The sequence below is a fragment of the Rathayibacter sp. AY1F6 genome, assembly GCF_002932035.1.
Lineage (GTDB): Bacteria > Actinomycetota > Actinomycetes > Actinomycetales > Microbacteriaceae > Rathayibacter.
In genome coordinates this window covers 12,759-33,473 of record NZ_PSVD01000017.1, presented here as the reverse complement: position 1 = coordinate 33,473, position 20,715 = coordinate 12,759, and the positions used below count along the sequence as shown (strand labels likewise).

Sequence of the window (20,715 nt, the reverse complement as noted above, 5' to 3'; positions counted from 1 at the left end):
GATACGCGAGCGCATGCGGCGGGACGGGAACAGGAGGGTCACGATCGGGGAGCGGCCGTGGAGGAGCGGATCACCAGCTCCGTGGGGATCCGGGTGCGCTGCGGGATCTCCTGGCCGCGGATCCTCGCGTGGATCACCTCGGCGACCGTCGTCCCCAGCTTGTCGAAGTCCTGGCGGACCGTCGTCAGCGGCGGGAGGAAGTGGCGGGCGGTGGGCAGGTCGTCGAAGCCGACGATGCTCATGTCCTCGGGCACGCGGATCCCGCGCTCGACGAGGCCGTGGATCACTCCGAGCGCCATCTCGTCGTTCGCGACGACCATCGCGGTGAAGTCGGGCACCGACTGCAGGCTCGCGGCGAAGTCGTACCCGGAGTCCGGGGTCCAGTCGCCGATGACGATGGGGCGCTCGTGCATCCCCCACGACTTCGCGCGGCTGTGGAAGGCGCGCTCGCGGGCGCGCGCGTCGAGCCAGTCGAGGGGGCCGGAGAGGTGCAGCACGTCGCGGTGGCCGAGGTTCCCCAGGTGGTCGACGGCCTGGAACATGCCGGCCTGCTGGTCGACCGAGACGGTGAGGAAGCTCGGATCCTTGTCGCTCTTCACCACGAGCGTCGGCACGCCGATCTCGACGGTGCGGAGGGTCGCCACGGAGGAGGAGCGCGGCGCGATCACGCAGAGCGCGTCGATCCCGAGGCCCATCAGGTGGGCGATCGCGTCGGTGGGGGTCATCTCGAGGTCCGGCCGCAGCGCGACGGAGGTGATCGAGTACCCCTTCTCGCGGGCGGCGCGCTCGATCGCGCGGAGGGTGCTCGACGGCCCGTACTCGGCGCCGCTCTCGATCATCACGCCGATGCGGTCGGTGCGCTGCGTGACGAGGGAGCGGGCGGCGATGTTCGGCCGGTAGTTGAGCTCGTCGACCGCCTCGAGGACCTTCTGGCGGGTCGACTCCTTGATGTTGGGGTGCCCGCTGAGCACGCGCGACACGGTCATGTGCGAGACGCCCGCGACCGCCGCGACATGGCGGAGGTTCGGCCGATCGGCCATGAGAGGACCTCCTCCGCTCCCCGGGCGGGTGAGCCGCGCCACCCCGGCGCGGACGAGGCTCAGAGGGCTCGGCTGCTGGGGGTGGCACCAGCATAGTCAGGCGGGGCCGACCTCCCGGTGGGCGCCTCCTGAGCGGGCGGGCATCGTCCGTTCCGCTGCGGCATCCGCCGTGGCGCGGGGCGGGCGGGACCGACCCGGTCGCGTCGCTCTCACTGCGGTCCTCGATGATCGAGGGGGCTCCGGGGCGTCGTGAGCCCTCGCCAGAACACGTCGTGCAGGGAATGCTCGGCGACGAGCTCCGGAAGGATCGGGGCCGCGTCCGCTCCTCGTAGGAGGATGTCGTCCAACGAAGCGATGACGTCCACGACCGAGCGCGGAGTGAACTGCCCGGCGAGACGTTTCGCCTTCGCGCGGACGTTGTTGGGCGTGGGGCCCGCATCGATCACGGAGTGGTTCCAGAGCCGGCTGTGGTGAGCGCACCGGTTGCGCAAGTAGACGAGTGCGCGGACCCGGTAGGCGAAACCGGCTCGGGCGACTCCCAGACCGGACGCGACGTCCCCCGCAAGCGATCCTCGTGCCCCTCGCTCGATGCATCTCGACAGAGTTCCGAAGGACCAGGCCTCGACGGCCGACCACACCGGTAGCTCGCCGAAGGCGGCCGCGCCCCTGCCGCCGGGGAGCTCCGTGAAGCGGAGGACATGCCGTTCCCTGCTGCGCTCGATGTCGCGGAGGCACGAATCGACTGTCGACTCCGCGTTCGGAGACTCGGAGTAGAAGCTCTTCTCGAGAGAGCACTCGTACGGGCCGTGCTCACGAGCGATGACATGAGCCGTACGGCTGCGGAGAAGGATCTCGGCACGGGCCAGTCGAGCACGCAGGCTCTGCCGCAGCGCTTCATCTGCGTCGCAGACCGCTCGGACGTCCTCGAACGAGACTCCGTCCGCGAACGAGTCGTCCCCGTCGTGCGGAGCCCGCTGGAAGTAGCGGGCGTACCCGGAGAAGCGGTAGTGGTTCTGCGCGGCCAGGTAGCTCGTGCAGGCCTCCGCGTCGGCGATGCCGAGCCCGCGGTCACGGAGGAGCTGGACCTGCTGCTTCCACGACAGGCTCGGTTTCCGTGCCATCGCAGTACCTCGGTGCCGAAGAAAAAGGCCCCTCCCATGTGAGCATCGCGGAGAGGCTTGGGAGGGGGTCGATCGGATCGAATCTACCAGGCGTCCCTCAGCCGTGGTCCCTGCGGCGCCACTCGACCAGCAGGTGGCACGAGTGCTGATCGGACCATCGCAGCAGGACGGAGAGGGCCGACCGCCGCGGCTCCGAACGCTGCGGGTCTTCGAAGGCGCGGGGCGGGCGGGTACTCTCGGGAGCCTCATGGCACGCGACAACGAACCGACCGTCACCCTCACCGATCCGCTCGAGGAGCGCCTGCGCGCGCAGGTCGCCCGCGAGGGGGAGCGCAACGTCGCCCTGCGATCCGCGGCCCTGCTCACCGGCGGGTACGAGGGCGAGTCCTTCCTCCTCACCGTGGGCGGCGAGCACGCCGACGGGATCCTCAAGGGAGCGCCCTCCCTCTACTGGCCCGAGCTCTGGGGCGCCCGCGCGCTCCTCTACGTCTGGGACGACGACGCCGCCGACGCGGTGACCGCCGGACTCGCGAACCCCTCCTGGCGCGTCCGCGAGATGTGCGCCCGCGTCTGCGCCGAGCGCGTGCTGGGCGGGCAGAAGAAGCTGTCCCGCCTGACCACCGACGAGCACCCCCGGGTCCGCGCGGCCGGAGCGCGCGCTCTCGTGGCGGCCGCTCTGGCGGGGATCTCCTCCGGTCGCGACGCGAAGGGCGAGTTCGCGGCGAGCGTCGAGGCCGTCCTGACGGGCATGCTCCGCGACCCGGACCGCGACGTCCGCCGCGCCGCGCAGCAGTCGGCCGACGCGCTGCGGGACGCCCGCTCGGCCTGAGCGGACCGTCCGCCGGCGGTCGAGGCGTCGCGAAGGGCCGCCTCCCGGCTCCGATGACGACCGTTCGTGACGCCTCGGAGCCCCGGGGGCTCAGCCGACCAGGTGCGTCGCGCGCTCGAAGGCGCGCTTCAGCTCGTCGCGCTTGCGGGGCTGGCTCATCGCCCGCTGGCCGGGGCTCCACGAGTCGATGACCGTCGGGCCGTCGACCAGGTACGGCTCGATGTTCTTCTTCCAGCCGCTGGTCGGCGCGGTCCCGGCGTTGACGACGACCCGCAGGTCGGGGAGCAGCGGCAGGAGCCGGCGCAGCTCCATCGCGCCCTGCCGCACCTCGTCCGCGTCGGGGGCGCCGTCGAGCTGCCACGGCACGATGTTCCAGACCAGGGTGCGGGCGTGCAGTCCGACCTCGTCGCGGAGGGTCCAGGTCGAGGCGGCGGTCGCGTCGTCGTTGTCGACCGAGACGAAGCCGGAGCCGTCGGGGCCGGTCGACATCGGTCCCGGGGCCTCCAGCACGATGAGCGCACGCGCCTCGACGCCGGCCTCGGCCGGGTCGAAGTCGGGCACCACGGCACCCGGATGCCTGCGCATGCGCCGGGCGAGGAGCTCCTCGCGGAACGCCCGGAGGGGCTGCACCGAGGGCTCGTCCTCGAGCAGGGCCCGGCGCTCGTCGAGGGCGGAGCGGTCGCGGAAGCCGTACGGCTCGGTCAGGAACACCCTCCGAGGCTAGTCGCGATCGGCGCCGCCGCGGGAGGCGGGCCTGCGGGCGCCCTCCTGGGTGACCCCTGCAGGGCCTGGCTCGCGCCGCCCCCGGCTCCTACGGTCTGACTGCAGTCGAGAATCTGGACCGGAGGGGGTCACCGTGTCGGACGAGCCGTCAGTGAGCATCGGGGTTCCGTACGTCGAAGGGGGGTCGTCGCCGCAGGTGCTGGACGTGTACAGCAGGTCGGTGTCCCCGGCCGAGGACGCCGCTCGGCCGGCCGTCGTGCTGATCCACGGCGGCGGGTGGTTCCGGGGGGACAAGAGCAAGGAGCGGGCGCTCGCGACGATGCTGGTCGACGCCGGCTACCTCGTGTTCGCGGCGGACTACCGCGAGGCTCCGGACTCGGTCTTCCCGGCCAGCAGGGACGACGTGCTCGCCGCGGAGCGGTGGGCGGTCGCGTCCGAGTGGGCGTTCGACCGGAGCAGACTGGCGTTCTTCGGCGGATCGGCGGGCGGGAACCTGGTCGTGGAGGCCGCGATCGCCACCGGCCGGCCCGCCGTCAGCTGGTCGGGGATGTTCGACCTCCTCGGCATCGTCGAGGCGACCGACGACCTCCCGGCCACGCCGACGACGCAGGACCTCGACGCCATGAAGAGCGCCGACATCAACCAGACCGGCCGGAACGACGCCTTCCTGCGCTGGACGATCCTCAACGAGGTCGGGGGCGACCGCGGGCTGCTCACCGCCGCCTCCACGACGCGCCACGCCTCCCCGGACGGCGGGCCGGTGTTCCTGGCCAACTCGCTCGGCGAGTTCGTCCCCGTGAGCGACGCGCAGGCCATGCAGGCGGCGCTCTCCGCGGTCGGAGTCGCCAGCACGCTGCAGCTGATCCCGGGCACCCGTCACGCCGAGGGGTACACGGAGGCGGCCATCGGCCCCTCGCTCGCCTTCCTCCGCGACGCCCTCCCGCCGGCCCGAGCATGACGACGACGGAGTTCGCCGGAGTCGGAAACGTCTTCTACTTCGTCGACGACCTCGACGCCGCGATCGCCTGGTACTCGGCGCGGCTCGGGCGCGAGCCCGTCGTCCGCGGCGGGGCGCTCGTGGCCTACGACCTGGACGGCACCCGCCTGACGCTGCACGAGCGGGACGAGCTGAACCGGCCCGGACCCGACGGCACGAGCCCGTACTGGACGGTCCCCGACGTCGACGCCGTCGTCGCCGACTGGACCGCGAACGGCGCCGTCGCCCACCGCGGTCCGAAGACGGTGTTCACGGGGGAGCGGCTGTGCCAGCTGCTGGACCCGTTCGGCAACCTCTTCTCGGTGCGGCAGGCCGTGCCCCGTGACTGAGGACGTCGCTCCGGCTCCGGCCGCCCCGGCGCAGACGTCCGCGCCGGCGCAGCCGTCGGCCTGGGCGCCCATGGCGATCACCGCCTTCCGCGTGCTGTGGTTCGCCCAGCTGGGCAGCAACATCGGCACCTGGATGCAGACCGTCGGAGCCCAGTGGTACCTGGTCGAGGCGGCCGCGGGCGCGGCGGTCGTCGCGCTCGTGCAGACGGCGAGCCTGGCGCCCTCGATCCTCGTCGCCCTCCCCGCGGGCGTGCTGGCCGACTCGCTCGACCGGCGGCGGCTGCTCATCTGGGGGTCGTCGGCCAGCGCGCTGCTGGCGGCCGCTCTGACGGTCGTGGCGGCGGTCGGCGCGCTGACGCCGTGGACGATCCTGGCCTTCACCTTCCTCCTCGGCATCACCTCCACCCTGACCTCGCCCGCCTGGCAGGCGATCCAGCCGGAGCTCGTGCCCCGGAACCTGATCGCGGCGTCGTCGGCCCTCGGCGGGGTGACGGTGAACGGCGCCCGCGCGGTCGGCCCGGCCCTGGCGGGCGTCGTCCTCTCGGCGTTCGGCGCTCCGGTGGTCTTCGGCATCAACGCCCTGAGCTTCATCGGCGCGGTGCTCGCTCTGCTCTGGTGGAAGCGGCCGGCGCAGACCGGCCTCGACGACCGCGAGCAGTTCGGCGCCGCGCTGAAGGGAGGGATCCGGTACGTCGCCTCCGCGCACCTCGTCCGCCGGATCCTCCTCCGCTCCGCGCTCTTCGCCCTGCCGGCCAGTGCGCTCTGGGCGCTGCTGCCGCTCACCGCGAAGCGCCTCCAGCTCGACTCCAGCGGCTACGGCTTCCTCCTCGGGGCCCTCGGTGCCGGTGCCGTGCTCGGCGTCTTCGCCCTGCCGCTCGCCCGCCGGAAGCTCTCGGACGACGTCGTCATCGGGGCGAGCGCCGTGCTGTTCGCGGCGGGGACGCTCGCGGCGGCCTTCCTGCCCCTCGTCCCGGCGCTGCTGCTGCTGGTCCTCGCGGGGCTGGCCTGGATCGGCACCCTCACCGTGCTGAACGCGGCACTGCAGCTCACACTGCCGCAGTGGGTGCGGTCCCGCGGAGCCTCGATCTACATCCTGGTCTTCATGGGGACCATGGCGGTCGGCTCGATCGGCTGGGGCCTGGCCGCGCAGGTGCTCGGCACCGCGCCCGCGTACGCCGCGGCGGCCGCTCTGCTCCTCCTCGTGGCGGCCAGCGTGCGGGTGCTGCCCCTGCTGCCGGGGACGGGCACCGTCGACCGCAGCATCTCGATGTCGTGGCCCACGCCCACGCTGGTGTTCGAGCCGGAGCCGACGGACGGGCCGGTGATGGTGCAGATCTCGTGGACGGTCCGCCCCGACTCCCTCGCGGACTTCCGATCGGCCATGCGGCTGCTGGAGAGCTCCCGCCGCCGGACCGGCGCCTCGCGCTGGGCGCTCTACCGGAGCGGGGAGGAGGCCGACGTGCAGCTGGAGACGTTCATGGTGCCCTCGTGGGGCGAGTTCCGGCGGCAGGAGACCCAGCGGCTCACCGGCCGCGACCGCGAGATCCGCGCGGCGGCGCTGACCCACGCCGACGGCGATCCCGTCGAGCGGCACTTCTTCCCGAGCGCGACGCCCTCCTCCTGAGAGAGGGAGCGGCGGCGAGCCGTCCCCGTGATCGACGAGATGGCCGGCGTGCGAGCGGTGTCTCGGCGGATGTCTCGCCCCGCGTCCCGGGCGCGAGGGCGGAGGTGCGCTGCGGTCAGCCGCCGACGGTGGAGCCGAAGCCGGACTTGCCGGAGGAGCCGAAGCCGCCCGAGAGGGTCGCCTTCGAGCCGACGGTCGAGCCGGCCGGCGCACGCTGCACGACGTCGGGCTGGGTCGCTCCGCGGGCCGCGAAGCCGCCGGACGCGACGGGCGCCCAGCTGGTCGCCCGCGTCGAGTTCCAGCGCGAGGACGCGAAGATCAGCGGGCCGAGCCAGAAGCCGCCGGCGTAGTGCCCGCGGTACTCGTCGGTCGCCTCGCACAGCTGCTCGGGGTCGTCGCCGACCTCCTCGCCCTGCGCCTGGAGCTGGGCGATCTGCTCCCGCACGTCGGCGAGGCAGTCCTCACGGCTCGCGTAGACGGGGCGCTCGGCGTTCTCGGGGATGACGTAGTCCTGGCCGTCGGCTCCCGTGGCGACGACGCCGTCGGTCGAGGGGCCGCCGTTCGCGAGGGCGACGGCGAGGCCGACCGCGCCGACCGCCACCGCGCCGCCGATGAGCAGGCCGCGGCGGTTCTTCGCGATGCCGCTGATGCCGACGCTCCGGGAGCGGTGGGGAGCGGTGCGGGTGGAGCCGTCGCCGCGGCCGGTGCCGCCGCTCGAGCCTCCGCTCGGCGTGCCGGAGCCCGCCGCGGGCTCGCGGCTGCCCCAGTCGTTCCCGGAGTTCGGCGTCCCGGAATCGCCGGGGGTGCGGTCGTCGTCCGTCATCGGGTCTCCTCGTCCTGCGGGCGGGCCGCGCGGGTGTCCTGCGGCCGGTCGTGCTCGGGGGCGCCGTACTCGGGCGCGGGGGTGCCGGGCGCGGGAGCGCCGTAGGCGGGGGTGGCGCCGTGCCCGGGGCGGGAGGCGGCCGACGCGCCGTCCGCGGCCGACGCGACCCCGTCGCTCCGTCCGCCCTCGATGTAGTGGGGGACGAACTCCGCCAGGTCGCCGGTGATCAGGCCGCTCGTCTCGCGCACGTCGATGCCGGCCGGGGTCTCGCCGACGATCCAGCTGCCGATGACGACGGTCTTCCCGTCGACCCGGGCCAGCTCGGCGCGCTCCTGGTGGATGAAGCCCTCGGCGCCGTAGCTCCCGCCGTTCTCGGCGACGACCGAGCCGTCGGCGTCGAGGACCGTCACGTTCGCGCCCTCCCGGCCCAGGCACGGCTTGCGCACCTGCGCGGTGCCGGGCAGCGGATGCACGGAGGCGGGCAGCAGGTTCGGGTGGCCGCGGAACATCTCCCACAGCACCACCAGCAGCTGCTTGTTGCTGAGCAGGAGCTTCCACGCCGGCTCGACCCAGCGGGTGCGCTCGCGCCGGTCGAGGAGCAGGCCGCCGAACTGCTCGCCGAGCATCCACTCCCATGGGTACAGCTTGAAGACGTGGCGGATCGGCTCGCCGTCGCCGTCGAGGAAGCCGGCGCCGTCGAGCTCGTAGCGGATGTCCTCGACGAAGATCAGCTTGGGGTCGAAGCCGGCCTGCGCCGCGGTCTCGGCCATGTAGGCGACGGTGTCGGCGTCCTCGACGATCAGCTCGCCGTCTCCGGAGTCGTGCAGCGACGCGAGGTGCAGCCGGGCGCCCTCGTCGAGGCTCCAGCGCTCGAGGCGGAGGTGGCGCCACTGCTCGACGAGCTGCTCGTGCAGGCTGTTGAACTGGTCGGCGTCGGGCCCCTTCGTCTCGACCAGCCACTGCCACTGGGCCGCGGCGGTCTCGACAAGCGAGGTCGGGGTGTCGGCGTTGAACTCGAGCAGCTTCACCGCGCCCGCGCCGTCGTAGGCGAGATCGAAGCGGCCGTAGACCGTGGGGTCGTCCTCGTCCCACGAGGTGCGCACCAGCTCGTGGAAGCGGGGCGGGATGCCGAACTCGGCGAAGCGGCCCTTCCGCACCACGAGCTCGCACGCCTCCATGCAGAGGTCGAAGAGCTCCGAGGTCGTGCGCTCGAGCAGGTCGATCTCGGCGGGCTCGAAGGAGTAGGCCGCGGACTCGTTCCAGTAGGGGCGGCCGCCCTCGGAGGGGAGGTCGTAGAAGCTGAAGCCGATCTCGTCGCAGCGGGCTCGCCAGTCCGGTCGCGGAGTGAGGGTGTGTCTGCGCATGATGTCCGGCAAGTGTAGGTCGGGCGTCCGCGTGAGGGCAGGGGGTGGCGCCGTCCTCCGCGCTAGCCTCGACGGGAGCGAAAGGCCGTGCCATGACCGCACCCCTCCCGCTCGCGGGCGTCCGCGTCCTCGAGCTCGGCAACTTCATCGCGGCGCCCACGGCTGGCCGACTGCTCGCCGACTTCGGCGCCGAGGTGATCAAGGTGGAGCGGCCCGGCACGGGGGACGAGCTGCGCCGCTGGCGGCTGCACGAGGGGTCCGAGACCTCGCTCCTCTTCCACACGATCAACCGCAACAAGCGCTCGATCGCGCTCGACCTGCGCACGGACGAGGGGCGGGACGCCGTCCGCCGCCTGGTCGCCGAGTGCGACGTGGTGCTCGAGAACTTCCGGCCCGGCACGCTCGAGCGCTGGGGGATCGGGCCGGCCGTGCTCGACGAGGCCCGGCCCGGCATCGTGATCGGCCGCATCTCCGCGTTCGGGCAGACCGGCCCGCTGTCGGCCCGGCCCGGGTTCGCGGCGGTCGCGGAGGCGATGGGCGGGTTCCGCGAGCTGGTCGGCGACCCGGACCGGCCGCCCGTGCGCGTCGGCGTCTCGATCGGCGACTCGATCGCCGGGCTGTACGCGGGCTACGGAGTGATGATGGCGCTGTTCCAGCGCGAGACCCGCCGCTCCGCGGGGCTGGATCCGGCACCGCTGGCGGAGCGGGTCGTCGACGTCGCGCTGCACGAGGCGATGTTCTCGATGACGGAGTCGCTGATCCCCGACTTCCAGGCGCACGGCATCGTCCGGGAGCGCGTCGGCGGGCGGATGGAGGGCATCGCCCCGACCAACGCCTACACCTGCGCCGACGGGGCGAGCATCGTGATCGCGGGGAACGCGGACGCGATCTTCCAGCGGCTGATGGCGGTGATCGGCCGCGCCGACCTGGGCGAGGACCCGGCGCTCGCCTCGAACGAGCAGCGCTGGGCCCGGCGCGACGAGCTGGACGCGGCGATCGGCGCGTGGACGGCGGGCCGCACCGCCGCCGAGGCGCTCGCGGTCCTCGACGACGAGGGCGTCCCCTCCGGCCCGATCTACACGGCCGCCGACATCAGCGCGAGCGAGCAGTACGCGGCGCGCGACATGATCCAGGCCTTCGACGTCGAGGACGCCGGCGGCACCCTGTGCGGCGTGGGCTTCCCGGGGATCGTGCCGGTGCTCGGCGGCCGCTCCCTCCCCATCCGCTCGCTCGCGCCCGACCTGGGCCAGGACACCGAGGAGGTGCTGGGGATGCTCCGGCGCACCGGTCCCGCTGCTCCCTCCGCCGGCGGGGCTGCTGCTGCAGCTCCGGCCGCTGCTGCTGCTCCCTCCGCCGCCGCTGCCGAGGAGGCCGGCCGGTGACCGCGCTCGCCTCCGCGCGCCTGCGCGACGTCACCCTCCGCGACGGCCTGCAGCTCACCGGCAAGCTCCTGACGACCGAGCGCAAGGTCGACCTCGCGCGCACGCTGCTCGCCGCGGGAGTGCCCGAGCTCGAGATCGGCTCGCTCGCGCGCGGCGACCTCGTCCCTCCGATGGCCGACACCCTCGACGTGATCGCCGCGCTCACTCCCGAGGAGCTGGAGCGGTGCTGGGTGTGGGTCGCGACTCCGCGCCACGTCGAGCGTGCGGCCGCCGCGGGGGCGCGCCGCTTCCAGTACTGCTTCTCGGCGTCCGACTCGCACAACCTCGCCAACGTCGGCAGGCCGACCGAGGCGAGCCTGGCCGCGATGCCGGAGGCGGTCGCGCTCGCCGAGAGCGTCGGCGGGCGGATCCAGCTGTGCATCGCCACCTCGTTCACCTGCCCGTTCGAGGGCCCGGTCGACCCGGAGCGCGTGCTCGCGATCGCGCGTGACCCGCGAGCGGCGGGAGCGGCCGACGTGGTCGTCTGCGACACGCTCGGTCAGGCGCACGCCGGCCAGGTGGCGTCGCTCGTCTCACGCGTGGCCGCGGAGACCCCGCCCCGCGAGATCGTGTTCCACGGCCACGACACCTGGGGCTCGGGCGTCGCGAACGCGATCGCCGCCGTGCAGGCCGGGGCGGCGGTGGTCGACGGCGCGCTCGGCGGCCTCGGCGGCTGCCCCTTCGCGCCGGGCGCCAGCGGCAACACGGCGACCGAGGACCTCCTGTTCGCCCTGCGCCCCGACTGGTTCACGCCCGGCGCGCTCGCGGTCCTCGTCGGCGAGTCGGAGGCGCTGCTCGCCGAGCTCGGCGAGCCCGGCCGCTCGAAGGCCGCGCAGGGCGCCCGCTCGAACGCCCCCGCCTTCCCCTGGGCGCTCTGAGCGGATCGTCCCCGCCTCGACAGCGTCGTGCGGGGTCAGCGCGCGAGCAGCGCGCCGAGGCGTGCGCGCTCGGCGCGGAGGACGTCGACCAGGAGGGACCCCTCGGGTGCGGCGAGCCAGCGCTCCAGGGCGAGGTCGAAGAGGGCGGAGGCCGCGAGGGCGGCGAGGGCCGCGTCCTCCGGCGCGACTCCGGCGTCGACGAGGGCGGCGCGCATGCTCTCGGCGAGGGCGGCCGACTTCAGGAGCTCGCGCTCGCGCAGCTGCGGCTCGGAGCGCACGACGGCACGGCGGGCGGCGATCGGAGCGCGCCAGGTCTGGAGGTCGCCCGAGGCGGCCGCCTCGAGGCCGTGCATCACGAGGTCCATCGGCGCGAGGCCGGCGGGGGCGCCGGCGAGCAGGCGGCCGACGATCTCGGGGAACTCGCGCTCGCGGAGGAAGAGGACGTCACGCTTGTCGGCGAAGTGGCGGAAGAAGGTGCGGGTGGTGAGCCCGGCGCGCTCCGCGATCGCGGGGACGGTGGTGCCCGCGTAGCCGTGCTCGGCGAAGAGCTCCATCGCCGCCTGCTCGAGGCGGAGGGCGGCGTCGGGAGCCCAGCGTGACATCCGCCCAGGATAGCTGACGACACGACGTGTCATCAGGAGTAGTGTGACGACACGTCCTGCCATCACTTCCGACTGGAGCCGCCCGTGCCCGAGAACGCCGCCGCCCTGCTGACCGCCCCGCGGGCCGACCTCGTCGTCCGCCCCGCTCCGATGCCCGTCCCCGGTCCGGGGGAGGTCCTGTTGCGCAACCGCGCCCTGGCCGTGAACCCGGTCGACGAGATGAAGCAGTGGACGGGCGATCTGATGTTCCGCTGGGTGCCGTACCCGGCGGTGCTCGGGGAGGACGTGGCGGGAGTGGTCGAGGCGGTCGGCCCTGGAGTGACGCGCTTCGCCGTCGGCGACCGGGCCGTCGCGTACGCGGTCGGGATGGAGCGCGGGCGGCGGAACCGCGACGAGGGCGCCTTCCAGGAGTACACGGTCGTGCGCGAGGACCTGGCGGCGCCGATCCCCGACCGGCTGGGCTTCGAGGAGGCGGCGGTGCTGCCGCTCGCGGTCTCGACGGCGGCGACGGCGCTGTTCCAGCGGGACCACCTCGCCCTGCCGCACCCGAGCGTCCCGGTCCGCCCGACGGGCAGGACGGTCGTGGTCTGGGGCGGGACGACGAGCGTGGGGAGCAACGCGATCCAGCTCGCCGTCGCCTCCGGGCACCGCGTCGCGACGACCGCGTCGCCTCGCAACCACGAGCGGATGCGCGAGCTGGGCGCCGAGATCGTGCTCGACTACCGCAGCCCCACCGTCGTCGCCGACCTGGTGGCGGCGCTCGCGGGCCACGAGGTCGCGGGGGTGCTCGCGATCGGGACGGGCTCCGGTGCCCCGTCGGTGGCGGTGGCCGCGGGCACCGGAGCGCGACGCGTCGCCCTGGCCAGCCCCTCCGTCTCGTTCGGCTCGCTCCCGCGTCGGCGCGGTGTCAGCGCCGCCTTCGTGCGGACGATGCTGCGCGTGGTCGGCGGCACCGCGGCGCTGCAGATCGCGGCCCGGCGCCGCGGCATCCGCGCCCGCTTCGTCTGGGGCGGCTCGCTGATGACGAACGAGGTGGGGCCGGTGCTGTGGCGCGACCACCTGCCGGCGGCGCTCGCCGAGGGCCGTCACGTCTGCGCCCCGGCGCCCGAGGTGGTAGGTGAGGGGCTCGCCGCGCTGCAGCCCGCCCTCGACCGGCTGCACGAGGGTGTGTCGGCGGTGAAGCTGGTCGTCCGCCTCTGAGGGGCGGGCTCCGGGAGGCCGGGCTCCGACCGGCCCCGTGCGGAGGGATCGAGCGGGGTCCGGCCCCGAGCGACCAGCCCGGGGATCCGGCCGGGTTCCTCCGGTCCGCCGCCGCCCGCCGCAGCCGCCCCGCCCGAGCCGTGCCGCCGAGTGGCCGCAGCGCCGGAGCCTCGGTATCGTGGCGCGCTCCGACGCGACCCGAGGAGACCCCGTGATCCGCCGCACCGCCTCCGGAGCCGCCGCGCTCCTCCTGCTCGCCCTAGCCGGCTGCTCCGCCGGGTCGTCGCCTTCGGCGTCCCCGGCCGCCACTCCGGAGCCGGTCGGCGGCCTCGGGGTCGCCGTCTCGGCGCTCTGCGAGGCCGGCTCCGATCCGCAGTGCGTCCCGGTCGGCGGGCAGGACGTCCTCGTCGATCCCGAGGACTTCACCCGCGCGGGCGTCGCCGCGGTCGAGGCCGATCCGAGCACGGGAGTCGTCGACGTCCGGTTCGACGAGGCGGGCGCCGCCCTCCTGCGCCGCGGCTCGCAGGCGGCCATCGACGAGGGGGCCGACGCCCGGCTCCTCCTCCGCGTGGGCGACCGGGTCGAGTCTGCGCTCTCCGTCATGCAGCCGATCGAGGGCGACACCGTGCAGATCGTTCCCGCGGAGGGCGACGCGCAGGGGCTGGTCGACCGGATCCTCGCCGGCTGACGCCCGCCTAGGATCGGCGCATGGCGAAGGGTTTCCGCACGGAGCGCGCGCAGGCGCTCCTCCTCGCGCAGCCCTGGGCGCTCTCGCTGGTGAGCGCCGTCTTCGTGGCGGGGATGCTCTGGCTGGCGGCGGACGCGGGCTGGGATCTCGGCGCGGTCGTCGGCGGCGGACGCCGGCACGCGCCGCTGTGGCTGGTGCTCCTGCTCGGCCTGCCGCTGTTCGGCGCCGGAGTGGTGCTCGGCGCGGTCCGGCAGGTGCGGCTCCTGCGGCGGCCGGCGGCGCCGCCCGTCCCGAGTCCGGAGGCGGAGCGGCTGCGGCGCGAGGGCCCGGGCTGGCTCAGCCGGCGCGAGGACGAGCGGGCGGCGCAGGACGGGACCGGGAGCGCGCAGGGCGGCACCGGCGGCACTCCGGACGTGATCGGCAGCGCTCCCGACGGCACGGACGACCCGCGCGACGAGGCCCGCTGACCGCGCCTCAGAGGTGCAGCATCCCCCAGTCGATGATCACGGCCAGCGCCGTGTAGGCCGCGGCCACCGCTCCGACCGCCTTTCCCGCGCGGTCGAGGTCGGCCTGCGGATCCGGACCGGCGTCGGCGACGACCCGGAGCAGCGCTCCGACCAGCGCGATCAGCGTGATCGCCAGGATCCAGACCTTGAGCGACGCGTGCGGATCGACGTGCGCGAGCGTCAGCGCGACGACCGGCACCGCCACCACGAGCACCGACGCCAGCACCAGGAGGCAGCCGCGCCGGGTGAGGCCGGTCGGCCCGAAGGAGCCGCCGCGCATCCAGGCGCGCAAGCGCCGCCTCCGCGAGGCGGGCGGACCTCCGGCGGAGTCCGCGTCGGCCGAGGGCCCCCAGTCCTGCGCGGTCGTCATCGCGCGGTGCCGGAGCGGTCGGGAGTCGGGCTGGGCCGCATCGGGTCCTCCAGGAGACGAGGGGGCACGTCGGACGGTGGTGCCGACCCCTCAGTCTCGGGAGCGCCTCCGGCAGCGGCAAGCGCCTCTTCCGGACATGTCCGGAAGAGGACGCTCAGGCGCGTCCCTGCAGGATCAGATTCCAGTACACCCACGGCAGGACGCGGCGGTCGGCGAGGTAGGTGAGGCGCCGCTCCTTCGCCAGGCCCGTCCAGAAGGGGACGGTCGGCTTCGGGCGGTAGCGGTCGTCGAACTCGGCGAACACCACGCTCGACCGCGAGACCACGAAGGGGCAGACGGAGTAGCCGTTGTAGACGCGGGGGAGCGGGCGGCCCTTCTGCGCGGCGACGAGGTTCTTCGCGAGCGTGGTGGTCTGCTGGCGCAGCGCTCCTCCGGACTTCGAGTTGACCGTGGCCGCCGCGTCGCCGAGCCCCCAGACGTCGGGGAACCGCGGGTGCCGCAGGGTCAGCGGGTCGACCTCGACGAAGCCGCCCTCGTCGCCCTCGGCGGCCAGTCCGGTGCCGGCCAGCCAGTCGGGGGCCGACTGCGGGGGCACGGCGTGCAGCACGTCGTACGACAGCGTCTCGCGCGGGCCGTCGGTCGAGCGCCGCGCGCGGTCGGGGCCGGGGAGGGCGGTCGCGCGCTCGTCGACGGCGAGGACGACCCTCCGCTCGGCCGCGTCGACCTCGACCAGCTCGCGGCCGTAGCGGACCTCGATCCCGTACTCCGCCACCTTCCGCTCGAGCTCGGAGTCGATCAGCGGCATCCCGAACAGGGTGGGGGTCGGCACGACGAGCACGACGCGGATGCGGTCGAGGACGCCGGTCGCGCGCCAGTAGTCGCAGGCGAGGTACATCGGCTTCTGCGAGGCGCCGGAGCAGGTGCCGGGGCCGCCGGGCTGCGTGAAGACGACGGTGCCGGAGCGGACCTCGCGGAGCACCTGCGACGCCTTGCGGGCGTACTCGTACTCGTAGTTGGACACTCCGAACGGCGAGTCCATCGCCTCCTGGAGCCCGGGGACCGCGGCCCAGTCCTTCTGGATCCCGGGGCAGACGACGAGCTGCCCGTAGCCGACGGTGCGGCCGGAGAGAAGGGTGACCGTGTGCGCGACCGGGTCGATCGTCTCGACGCGGTCCTGGATCCAGACGACCCCCTTCGGCGTCACCGAGCCCTGGGGCCGGGTCGCCGCGGAGGCGGGTGCGGTGCTGCCCGCGACGTGGGAGAGCATCGGCTGGTAGACGTGGGTCGACCGGGGCTCGATCACCGCGACGTCGTCCACTCCGGAGCGCCGCAGCCGCCCCGCGGTCGAGAGTCCGGCGTTGCCGCCGCCGATGATGAGGACGTCGTGGCGGGCCGCGCCGGGATCGGTCATGGCCTCACCCTAGAGGCGCGCCGGGGCGAGCGGACGGGCTTGCGCAGACCCGCGGAAGGGGGTGCGCTCGGAGCGCCCGGGACGGTGATCCCGCACGGCCGCCCGGCTCGCGTCAGGCCGCCTCGAGCGCCTGGATCGCGGTCCTCGCGGTCGCGCAGGGGTAGGAGTCGTACCCGTCGTGGGCGTCGAAGGCGCGGCACTCGGCGCAGCGCAGCCGCACTCCGGCGCCGCCCTCGAGGACGCGCTCCGGGCGGTGCCCGTGCAGGATGACGGCGAGGCTCGCGACGAGGGGGTCGCTGCTCACCAGCGCGCTCCGCAGCGCCTCCGACCGGCGGCGGAGGTAGTCGTCCGCCACGGCGTCGATCGACTGCTCGGGGAGGTCCGGCTCGGGCCAGGAGGCGGGCCGCTCGACGGGCAGGTCGAGCTCGTCGAAGCCCATCGACCAGTCCGGGAACCGGCGCTGCTCGTGCACGCTGGTCCAGACGGTGACCACGCCCTCGTGCCGCGGGTCGGCGAGGATCCGCGCGTAGAGCGAGCGCACGTCCGACTCCTCGCCCTCGAGCAGCTGCATCACGCGGCGGCCGCGGAAGACGAGCATCCCCGAGACGCCGTGCTCGACGTTGTTGCGGCGGCTCGTCTCGAGCAGCCGGCGGATCTCCCCCGAGCCCAGGTCGCGGTCGAGCGTGCTGACGTAGACGACGGTGAAGACGAGGGAGTCGCGGCGCGGCGAGTGCTCGACGAGGTGGAGCGTCGCGGGGGAGCGGGCGCCGGTCTCGGGGTCCATCAGGGCCGCGACCTCCGGGAACTCGAGCCAGATCAGGTCCTCCGGAGCGCTCGGCTCCACGGCGGTGACCGCCGGGACCGCGTCCAGCCACTGCGTCCGCTGGCGGAGGTCGGCGGCGACCGCCTTCTCGTCGAGCCCGGGCAGGAGGCCTGCGGCGCCGGAGACGAAGAGGCTCGTCGCGGAGTTGAGCAGCAGCGTCACGACCGTCGCGTGGCCGTCGCCGGCGAGCACGGGGAGCTCGACACTGTCGGTGCGGCCGTGGGCGGCGAGCCCGGAGGCGTAGGAGACGAGTGCGTCGGCGACCGCGTCCCCCACCTGGAAGGTCGCGCCGGCGTACTGGATCTGCTTCACAGCCCTACGATGCGCCTGCGGCGGATCCACGGGTAGGGGTACCGGTGCCGGGTGGAGCGTGCAGGGGTCGCGGCTGCTCCCGTCCGAGGAGCACGGAGCGGCGGGACCGCGCCCAGTCGGCCGTCGAGCGGGCCGGCGTCCCCGTGATCCGCTCGACCTCGTCGGTGAGCACGTCGACGCCGTCCAGGCCGCGGCGGGCGACGACTCCGAACTGCCGACGGAGCCCCTCCGCCTGCCACGCGGACGTGCCGGCGAGGCGCAGGACCCCGGCGAACACGCGGCTGGGCAGGTGCAGGTAGCGGACGCGCCGCCCCAGGCCCGCGGTCAGCTCGCGGGCGGCGCCGGGTCCGTCGAGCAGGGCCGGTCCGGTGAGGACGGGCTCGGCGCCGGTGTGCCCTCCCGCCTCGAGGACGTGCGCGGCGACCCGGGCGATGTCGGCGGTGTCGATCCACGGGATGACGCCGCGCCCCATCGTCTGCGGGAGCAGACCGCGCGAGATCGCGGGCGCCGAGGGCTCGAGGTTCGTCAGGAAGCCCGAGGCGTGGAGGATCGTCGCGGGCAGCCCGGAGGCGCGCACCCGCTCGTCGGTCCGCCAGATCGCGCGGCCCCAGGGGAGCGGCGAGTGCTCGGCCGCGTCGCCGCCGGAGAGCTGCACGAGCGCGCGGACGCCCGCCTCCTGGGCGGCGCGGACGGCGGTGGCGCCGTGCTCGGCCTGGCGCGGGGTGGCGGCGGTGACCAGGAAGAGCTGGTCGGCGCCCCGGAGGGCGGCGGTCAGCGCGGCCCCGTCGCCGAGGTCGGCGATCCGTGCGTCGAGGCCGCGGGCCGCGAGGGCCGCCGCCTGCTCGGGCCGGCGGACGATCGCGCGGACGGGCGCGCCGGCCGCCACGAGCCGCTCGAAGGTCTTGCCGCCGACGTCGCCGGTGACTCCGGTGATCGCGATCACATCGCTCATGATTCCTCCTCGGTATCAACTAACTGATACTCGAAGACTACGCCGCTACGCTCGGTCCATGTCCTCGGAGTTCTCCCTGACCCGCGACGACGTCGACGCGATCGCCGCCTGGACGGTCATCCGCGCCGCCCGCGACCTGGCGAGGCGGGTCGGCGACGCGCTCGCGCCGGTCGGGCTCAGCCCGGTCGAGTTCGGCGTGCTGGCACAGCTCTCGGCGGCCGACGGGCTGACGCAGGCCGACCTCGCCCGCGCCGTCGGCGTCCGCCCGCAGAGCATGACCGCCCTGGTCGCCGGGCTGGCGGAGCGGGGCCTGCTCGACCGGGGGGCCGAGCGCGGCCGCGGCCGTCACTCCCGGATCGCCCTGACCCCGGCGGGGCGCGACCTCCTCGCGGCCGCCTACCCGCTCGTGCGGGCCGGCAACGCGTGGTTCGGCGGCGAGGAGCGCGCCGACGCCGTCGCGACCGCGCTGCGCCCGCTGCTCGGCGGGCAGTCGGGCCCGGGGCACGAGGTCCCCTGAGCGGAGGGGCCGAGGAGGCTCGGCAGCGGGAGAGGCGGCTCCTCCGCCGAGCGCTCGTGCACACCCGGCCCCCTCGCGGGTGCCACCGGTACCCTGGTGCGGTGCCCCTGACCCTCCCTCCGCTGAGCCGCGCCCGCGCGCGCGCTGCCGCGGCGTACCCGACCCGGCTGCTGCTGACCAAGCGCGCCTCGGGCACGAACGGATGGCTCAGCTCGTGGGGGACGAACGCGCACGGCGAGATCGCCGGCTGCCCGCCGCCGCGCGGCTGACCCGCGACCGCCCCTCCTCCGGAGTCCGCGGCCGCGTCCCCGCGCTCACCCACCCCTCCGGACGGAACCCCTCATGCCGCACCAGCCCCTGCCCGCCGATCAGGCCCCCCACTCGATCTGGCGGGGACTCCGCCAGACACTCCAGAAGGACACGGTCGGCGGAGCGTTCCTGCTCACCGCGACCCTCCTCGCCCTGATCGTCGCCAACAGCCCCGCGTCCGCGCTCTACAGCGCGGTCCGCGACTTCCGCTTCGGCCCCGAGGCCCTGCACCTCGAGCTGAGCGTCGGGTCGTGGGCGGCCGACGGCCTGCTCGCGATCTTCTTCTTCGTCGTCGGGCTCGAGCTCAAGGAGGAGTTCGTCGCCGGCAAGCTCCGCGACCCGAAGACGGCGCTCGTGCCGATCGTCGCGGCCGTCGGCGGCGTGGCCGTCCCCGCCCTGATCTTCACCGCGGTGAACCTGCCCCGCGGAGGAGCCGCGCTGGACGGCTGGGCGATCCCCGCCGCCACCGACATCGCCTTCGCCGTCGCGGTGATCGCCGTGGTCGGCCGCTTCCTCCCGCCGGCGCTGCGGACGTTCCTCCTCACGCTCGCCGTGGTGGACGACCTCATCGCGATCACGATCATCGCCGTCTTCTACACCGCCGGCATCGACGTGCTGATGCTCCTGCTCGCGCTGGTGCCGCTGGCGGTCTTCGCGGTCTGCGTGCAGCGCGGCGTGCGCGCCTGGTGGGTGCTGATCCCGCTCGGAGTGGCGACGTGGGCGCTCGTGCACGCCTCGGGCATCCACGCCACGGTCGCGGGCGTGCTGCTCGGCTTCACCGTGCCGGTCGTCGCGTCGAGGCGCGCCCGGGTTCAGGTGGGGTCGGACGCGGAGGGGCGCCCGGTCTACGACGGCCTCGCCGCCCACTTCGCCGACCGCTGGAGCGTCCTCTCGACCGCGGTCGCGGTGCCGGTCTTCGCGTTCTTCTCGGCCGGAGTGACGGTCGGCGGAGTCGCGGGCCTGGTCGACTCGTTCCAGGACTCGATCGCCGTGGGCATCATCGCGGGCCTCGTGCTCGGCAAGCCGCTCGGCATCGCCGGGAGCACCTTCCTCCTGACCCGGTTCCGCGGCATCGGCCTGGATCCGTCGCTGCGCTGGGTGGACGTGATCGGCATGGCGTTCGTGGCCGGCATCGGATTCACGGTGTCGCTGCTGGTCGGCGAGCTGTCGTTCGGCGCGGGCAGCGAGTCCGACGACCACGTGAAGGTCGGCGTCCTGGCCGGCTCGTTCCTCGCGGCGGTGATCGGAGGCGCGATCCTCTCGGTCCGCAACCGCCACTACCGCCGCCTGCAGGGCTGACGCCCGACGGGATCTCGCGGCGCCCGCGGTCCGGGCGGCTCGATCGGCACGCGCCTCCTGCTGGTCGAGCAGCCGCCGCAGGCGCCCTGTCGAGGCCCGCGCGGCTCAGCCGTGCAGGCCGTGGACGACCGCGTGGCCGCGGCCGCGGGAGATGAGCAGGCGGTTCACCGGGGTCGTGACGACGAAGGCCAGGGCCAGGGCGCCGGCGAGCGAGCCCCAGAAGAGGCCGGACGAGAGGCCCGCGTCCATCGCTCCGGGGATCGCGAGCACCACCGTGTTGTCGACGACCTCCATCACGGCGATCGAGACGGTGTCGGCCGCCAGCGCGATGCCGACGGCGGCGCGCCACGTCACTCCGGAGCGGAGCACGCCCCGCAGCGTGAGCGCGTAGCCGAACACGAACGCGAGGACGATCGAGAGGGCGACCGTCGCCAGGGCGGGCAGACCCAGGGCGGAGCCGATCACCATGCCGAGGACCTCGCCGATCGCGCAGCCGGTCAGGCAGTGCAGGGTCGCGAGGGCGGCGGCGCGCCAGGTGGTCGGGTGGTGGTGGGCGTGGTCGGTCATGGTGTCTCCT

The 20,715-nt window shown here is 74.5% G+C and carries 23 protein-coding genes; 12 read left to right on the top strand and 11 right to left on the bottom strand.

Features of this window, described 5'->3' with window-relative positions:
• Nucleotides 1–38: 38 nt before the first annotated feature.
• Both C5C44_RS12940 and C5C44_RS12935 read right to left on the bottom strand, forming a co-directional pair.
• Nucleotides 39–1,040 carry a LacI family DNA-binding transcriptional regulator gene (locus C5C44_RS12940; RefSeq protein ID WP_104222399.1) on the bottom strand — a complete coding sequence of 334 codons (1,002 nt, stop codon included), beginning with the start codon at nucleotides 1,038–1,040 and terminating at the stop codon, nucleotides 39–41.
• Between the two features lie 209 nt (nucleotides 1,041–1,249).
• The gene (locus C5C44_RS12935) at nucleotides 1,250–2,161 is read right to left on the bottom strand and encodes an Abi family protein (protein WP_104335984.1); all 912 of its coding nucleotides are present in this window, start codon (nucleotides 2,159–2,161) and stop codon (nucleotides 1,250–1,252) included.
• A gap of 247 nt (nucleotides 2,162–2,408) precedes the next feature.
• Here C5C44_RS12935 and C5C44_RS12930 point away from each other — a divergent pair, with 247 nt between their 5' ends.
• Nucleotides 2,409–2,990 (top strand): HEAT repeat domain-containing protein, encoded by a 582-nt coding sequence (locus C5C44_RS12930; RefSeq protein WP_244230570.1) that lies wholly within the window; start codon nucleotides 2,409–2,411, stop codon nucleotides 2,988–2,990.
• Nucleotides 2,991–3,080: 90 nt separating this feature from the next.
• On the opposite strand, the gene C5C44_RS12925 is transcribed toward C5C44_RS12930, so the two are convergent.
• The gene (locus C5C44_RS12925) at nucleotides 3,081–3,701 is read right to left on the bottom strand and encodes a hypothetical protein (RefSeq protein WP_104227008.1); all 621 of its coding nucleotides are present in this window, start codon (nucleotides 3,699–3,701) and stop codon (nucleotides 3,081–3,083) included.
• 232 nt (nucleotides 3,702–3,933) lie between these two features.
• Here C5C44_RS12925 and C5C44_RS12920 point away from each other — a divergent pair, with 232 nt between their 5' ends.
• Genes C5C44_RS12920 through C5C44_RS12910 form a run of 3 tightly spaced genes read left to right on the top strand, consistent with a single transcriptional unit; the run spans nucleotide 3,934 to nucleotide 6,663 of the window.
• Complete coding sequence (locus tag C5C44_RS12920; protein ID WP_159940689.1) at nucleotides 3,934–4,671, top strand: alpha/beta hydrolase; 738 nt, start codon at nucleotides 3,934–3,936, stop codon at nucleotides 4,669–4,671.
• On the top strand, nucleotides 4,668–5,039 hold the full coding sequence (locus C5C44_RS12915; protein WP_104250023.1) for a VOC family protein: 372 nt from the start codon (nucleotides 4,668–4,670) through the stop codon (nucleotides 5,037–5,039). Before C5C44_RS12920 ends, C5C44_RS12915 begins: the two co-directional genes overlap by 4 nt.
• The gene (locus C5C44_RS12910) at nucleotides 5,032–6,663 is read left to right on the top strand and encodes an MFS transporter (RefSeq protein WP_244230571.1); all 1,632 of its coding nucleotides are present in this window, start codon (nucleotides 5,032–5,034) and stop codon (nucleotides 6,661–6,663) included. Before C5C44_RS12915 ends, C5C44_RS12910 begins: the two co-directional genes overlap by 8 nt.
• A gap of 115 nt (nucleotides 6,664–6,778) precedes the next feature.
• Here the strand turns inward: C5C44_RS12910 and C5C44_RS12905 are convergent, their stop codons facing one another.
• Nucleotides 6,779–7,486 (bottom strand): hypothetical protein, encoded by a 708-nt coding sequence (locus C5C44_RS12905; protein ID WP_104335983.1) that lies wholly within the window; start codon nucleotides 7,484–7,486, stop codon nucleotides 6,779–6,781.
• Nucleotides 7,483–8,850, bottom strand: a complete 1,368-nt coding sequence (locus C5C44_RS12900) for a glutathionylspermidine synthase family protein (protein WP_104335982.1) — start codon at nucleotides 8,848–8,850, stop codon at nucleotides 7,483–7,485. Before C5C44_RS12900 ends, C5C44_RS12905 begins: the two co-directional genes overlap by 4 nt.
• Nucleotides 8,851–8,942: 92 nt before the next feature.
• Here C5C44_RS12900 and C5C44_RS12895 point away from each other — a divergent pair, with 92 nt between their 5' ends.
• Together C5C44_RS12895 and C5C44_RS12890 are read left to right on the top strand one after the other, a co-directional pair.
• A complete protein-coding gene (locus C5C44_RS12895) occupies nucleotides 8,943–10,232 on the top strand; it encodes a CaiB/BaiF CoA-transferase family protein (protein WP_104335981.1) in 1,290 nt (429 codons plus the stop codon).
• The gene (locus C5C44_RS12890; protein ID WP_104288155.1) at nucleotides 10,229–11,149 is read left to right on the top strand and encodes a hydroxymethylglutaryl-CoA lyase; all 921 of its coding nucleotides are present in this window, start codon (nucleotides 10,229–10,231) and stop codon (nucleotides 11,147–11,149) included. Before C5C44_RS12895 ends, C5C44_RS12890 begins: the two co-directional genes overlap by 4 nt.
• Nucleotides 11,150–11,184: 35 nt before the next feature.
• Here the strand turns inward: C5C44_RS12890 and C5C44_RS12885 are convergent, their stop codons facing one another.
• Nucleotides 11,185–11,751: a TetR/AcrR family transcriptional regulator gene (locus C5C44_RS12885; protein WP_159940693.1), complete on the bottom strand. Its 567-nt coding sequence runs from the start codon at nucleotides 11,749–11,751 to the stop codon at nucleotides 11,185–11,187.
• 84 nt (nucleotides 11,752–11,835) lie between these two features.
• Here C5C44_RS12885 and C5C44_RS12880 point away from each other — a divergent pair, with 84 nt between their 5' ends.
• From C5C44_RS12880 to C5C44_RS12870, 3 genes are all read left to right on the top strand, one after another.
• On the top strand, nucleotides 11,836–12,951 hold the full coding sequence (locus tag C5C44_RS12880; RefSeq protein WP_104335980.1) for a zinc-binding alcohol dehydrogenase family protein: 1,116 nt from the start codon (nucleotides 11,836–11,838) through the stop codon (nucleotides 12,949–12,951).
• Between the two features lie 211 nt (nucleotides 12,952–13,162).
• Nucleotides 13,163–13,639, top strand: a complete 477-nt coding sequence (locus C5C44_RS12875) for a hypothetical protein (RefSeq protein ID WP_104335979.1) — start codon at nucleotides 13,163–13,165, stop codon at nucleotides 13,637–13,639.
• Nucleotides 13,640–13,659: 20 nt separating this feature from the next.
• Nucleotides 13,660–14,106, top strand: coding sequence for a hypothetical protein (locus C5C44_RS12870; protein WP_104335978.1), 447 nt, complete (start codon nucleotides 13,660–13,662; stop codon nucleotides 14,104–14,106).
• Between the two features lie 7 nt (nucleotides 14,107–14,113).
• On the opposite strand, the gene C5C44_RS12865 is transcribed toward C5C44_RS12870, so the two are convergent.
• The 4 genes from C5C44_RS12865 to C5C44_RS12850 all read right to left on the bottom strand — a co-directional run bounded on the left by C5C44_RS12865 (nucleotide 14,114) and on the right by C5C44_RS12850 (nucleotide 18,013).
• Nucleotides 14,114–14,437, bottom strand: a complete 324-nt coding sequence (locus C5C44_RS12865) for a hypothetical protein (RefSeq protein ID WP_104305349.1) — start codon at nucleotides 14,435–14,437, stop codon at nucleotides 14,114–14,116.
• 232 nt (nucleotides 14,438–14,669) lie between these two features.
• Nucleotides 14,670–15,926, bottom strand: a complete 1,257-nt coding sequence (locus C5C44_RS12860; RefSeq protein WP_104335977.1) for an NAD(P)/FAD-dependent oxidoreductase — start codon at nucleotides 15,924–15,926, stop codon at nucleotides 14,670–14,672.
• Nucleotides 15,927–16,038: 112 nt separating this feature from the next.
• The gene (locus C5C44_RS12855; RefSeq protein WP_104238673.1) at nucleotides 16,039–17,061 is read right to left on the bottom strand and encodes a BLUF domain-containing protein; all 1,023 of its coding nucleotides are present in this window, start codon (nucleotides 17,059–17,061) and stop codon (nucleotides 16,039–16,041) included.
• A gap of 4 nt (nucleotides 17,062–17,065) precedes the next feature.
• Complete coding sequence (locus tag C5C44_RS12850; RefSeq protein ID WP_104226996.1) at nucleotides 17,066–18,013, bottom strand: NAD(P)H-binding protein; 948 nt, start codon at nucleotides 18,011–18,013, stop codon at nucleotides 17,066–17,068.
• 58 nt (nucleotides 18,014–18,071) lie between these two features.
• Here C5C44_RS12850 and C5C44_RS12845 point away from each other — a divergent pair, with 58 nt between their 5' ends.
• The 3 genes from C5C44_RS12845 to nhaA all read left to right on the top strand — a co-directional run bounded on the left by C5C44_RS12845 (nucleotide 18,072) and on the right by nhaA (nucleotide 20,138).
• A complete protein-coding gene (locus C5C44_RS12845; RefSeq protein WP_181027218.1) occupies nucleotides 18,072–18,530 on the top strand; it encodes a MarR family winged helix-turn-helix transcriptional regulator in 459 nt (152 codons plus the stop codon).
• Between the two features lie 101 nt (nucleotides 18,531–18,631).
• Entirely contained in the window at nucleotides 18,632–18,799 is a 168-nt protein-coding gene (locus tag C5C44_RS17090; RefSeq protein WP_159940701.1) for a hypothetical protein, read from the top strand.
• 73 nt (nucleotides 18,800–18,872) lie between these two features.
• A complete protein-coding gene (gene nhaA, locus C5C44_RS12840) occupies nucleotides 18,873–20,138 on the top strand; it encodes a Na+/H+ antiporter NhaA (RefSeq protein WP_104335976.1) in 1,266 nt (421 codons plus the stop codon).
• A 105-nt stretch (nucleotides 20,139–20,243) separates the two neighbouring features.
• Here the strand turns inward: nhaA and C5C44_RS12835 are convergent, their stop codons facing one another.
• Nucleotides 20,244–20,705, bottom strand: coding sequence for a DUF4396 domain-containing protein (locus tag C5C44_RS12835; RefSeq protein ID WP_104234357.1), 462 nt, complete (start codon nucleotides 20,703–20,705; stop codon nucleotides 20,244–20,246).
• Nucleotides 20,706–20,715: the final 10 nt, after the last annotated feature.

Excerpts from the sequence above, each read along its gene's own strand:
- C5C44_RS12940 (WP_104222399.1), bottom strand. The coding sequence starts at position 1,040 with ATGGCCGATCGGCCGAACCTCCGCCATGTCGCGGCGGTCGCGGGCGTC.
- C5C44_RS12935 (WP_104335984.1), bottom strand. The coding sequence starts at position 2,161 with ATGGCACGGAAACCGAGCCTGTCGTGGAAGCAGCAGGTCCAGCTCCTC.
- C5C44_RS12930 (WP_244230570.1), top strand. The coding sequence starts at position 2,409 with ATGGCACGCGACAACGAACCGACCGTCACCCTCACCGATCCGCTCGAG.
- C5C44_RS12915 (WP_104250023.1), top strand. The coding sequence starts at position 4,668 with ATGACGACGACGGAGTTCGCCGGAGTCGGAAACGTCTTCTACTTCGTC.
- C5C44_RS12905 (WP_104335983.1), bottom strand. The coding sequence starts at position 7,486 with ATGACGGACGACGACCGCACCCCCGGCGATTCCGGGACGCCGAACTCC.
- C5C44_RS12900 (WP_104335982.1), bottom strand. The coding sequence starts at position 8,850 with ATGCGCAGACACACCCTCACTCCGCGACCGGACTGGCGAGCCCGCTGC.
- C5C44_RS12895 (WP_104335981.1), top strand. The coding sequence starts at position 8,943 with ATGACCGCACCCCTCCCGCTCGCGGGCGTCCGCGTCCTCGAGCTCGGC.
- C5C44_RS12885 (WP_159940693.1), bottom strand. The coding sequence starts at position 11,751 with ATGTCACGCTGGGCTCCCGACGCCGCCCTCCGCCTCGAGCAGGCGGCG.
- C5C44_RS12870 (WP_104335978.1), top strand. The coding sequence starts at position 13,660 with ATGGCGAAGGGTTTCCGCACGGAGCGCGCGCAGGCGCTCCTCCTCGCG.
- C5C44_RS12860 (WP_104335977.1), bottom strand. The coding sequence starts at position 15,926 with ATGACCGATCCCGGCGCGGCCCGCCACGACGTCCTCATCATCGGCGGC.
- C5C44_RS12850 (WP_104226996.1), bottom strand. The coding sequence starts at position 18,013 with ATGAGCGATGTGATCGCGATCACCGGAGTCACCGGCGACGTCGGCGGC.
- C5C44_RS12845 (WP_181027218.1), top strand. The coding sequence starts at position 18,072 with ATGTCCTCGGAGTTCTCCCTGACCCGCGACGACGTCGACGCGATCGCC.
- nhaA (WP_104335976.1), top strand. The coding sequence starts at position 18,873 with ATGCCGCACCAGCCCCTGCCCGCCGATCAGGCCCCCCACTCGATCTGG.
- C5C44_RS12835 (WP_104234357.1), bottom strand. The coding sequence starts at position 20,705 with ATGACCGACCACGCCCACCACCACCCGACCACCTGGCGCGCCGCCGCC.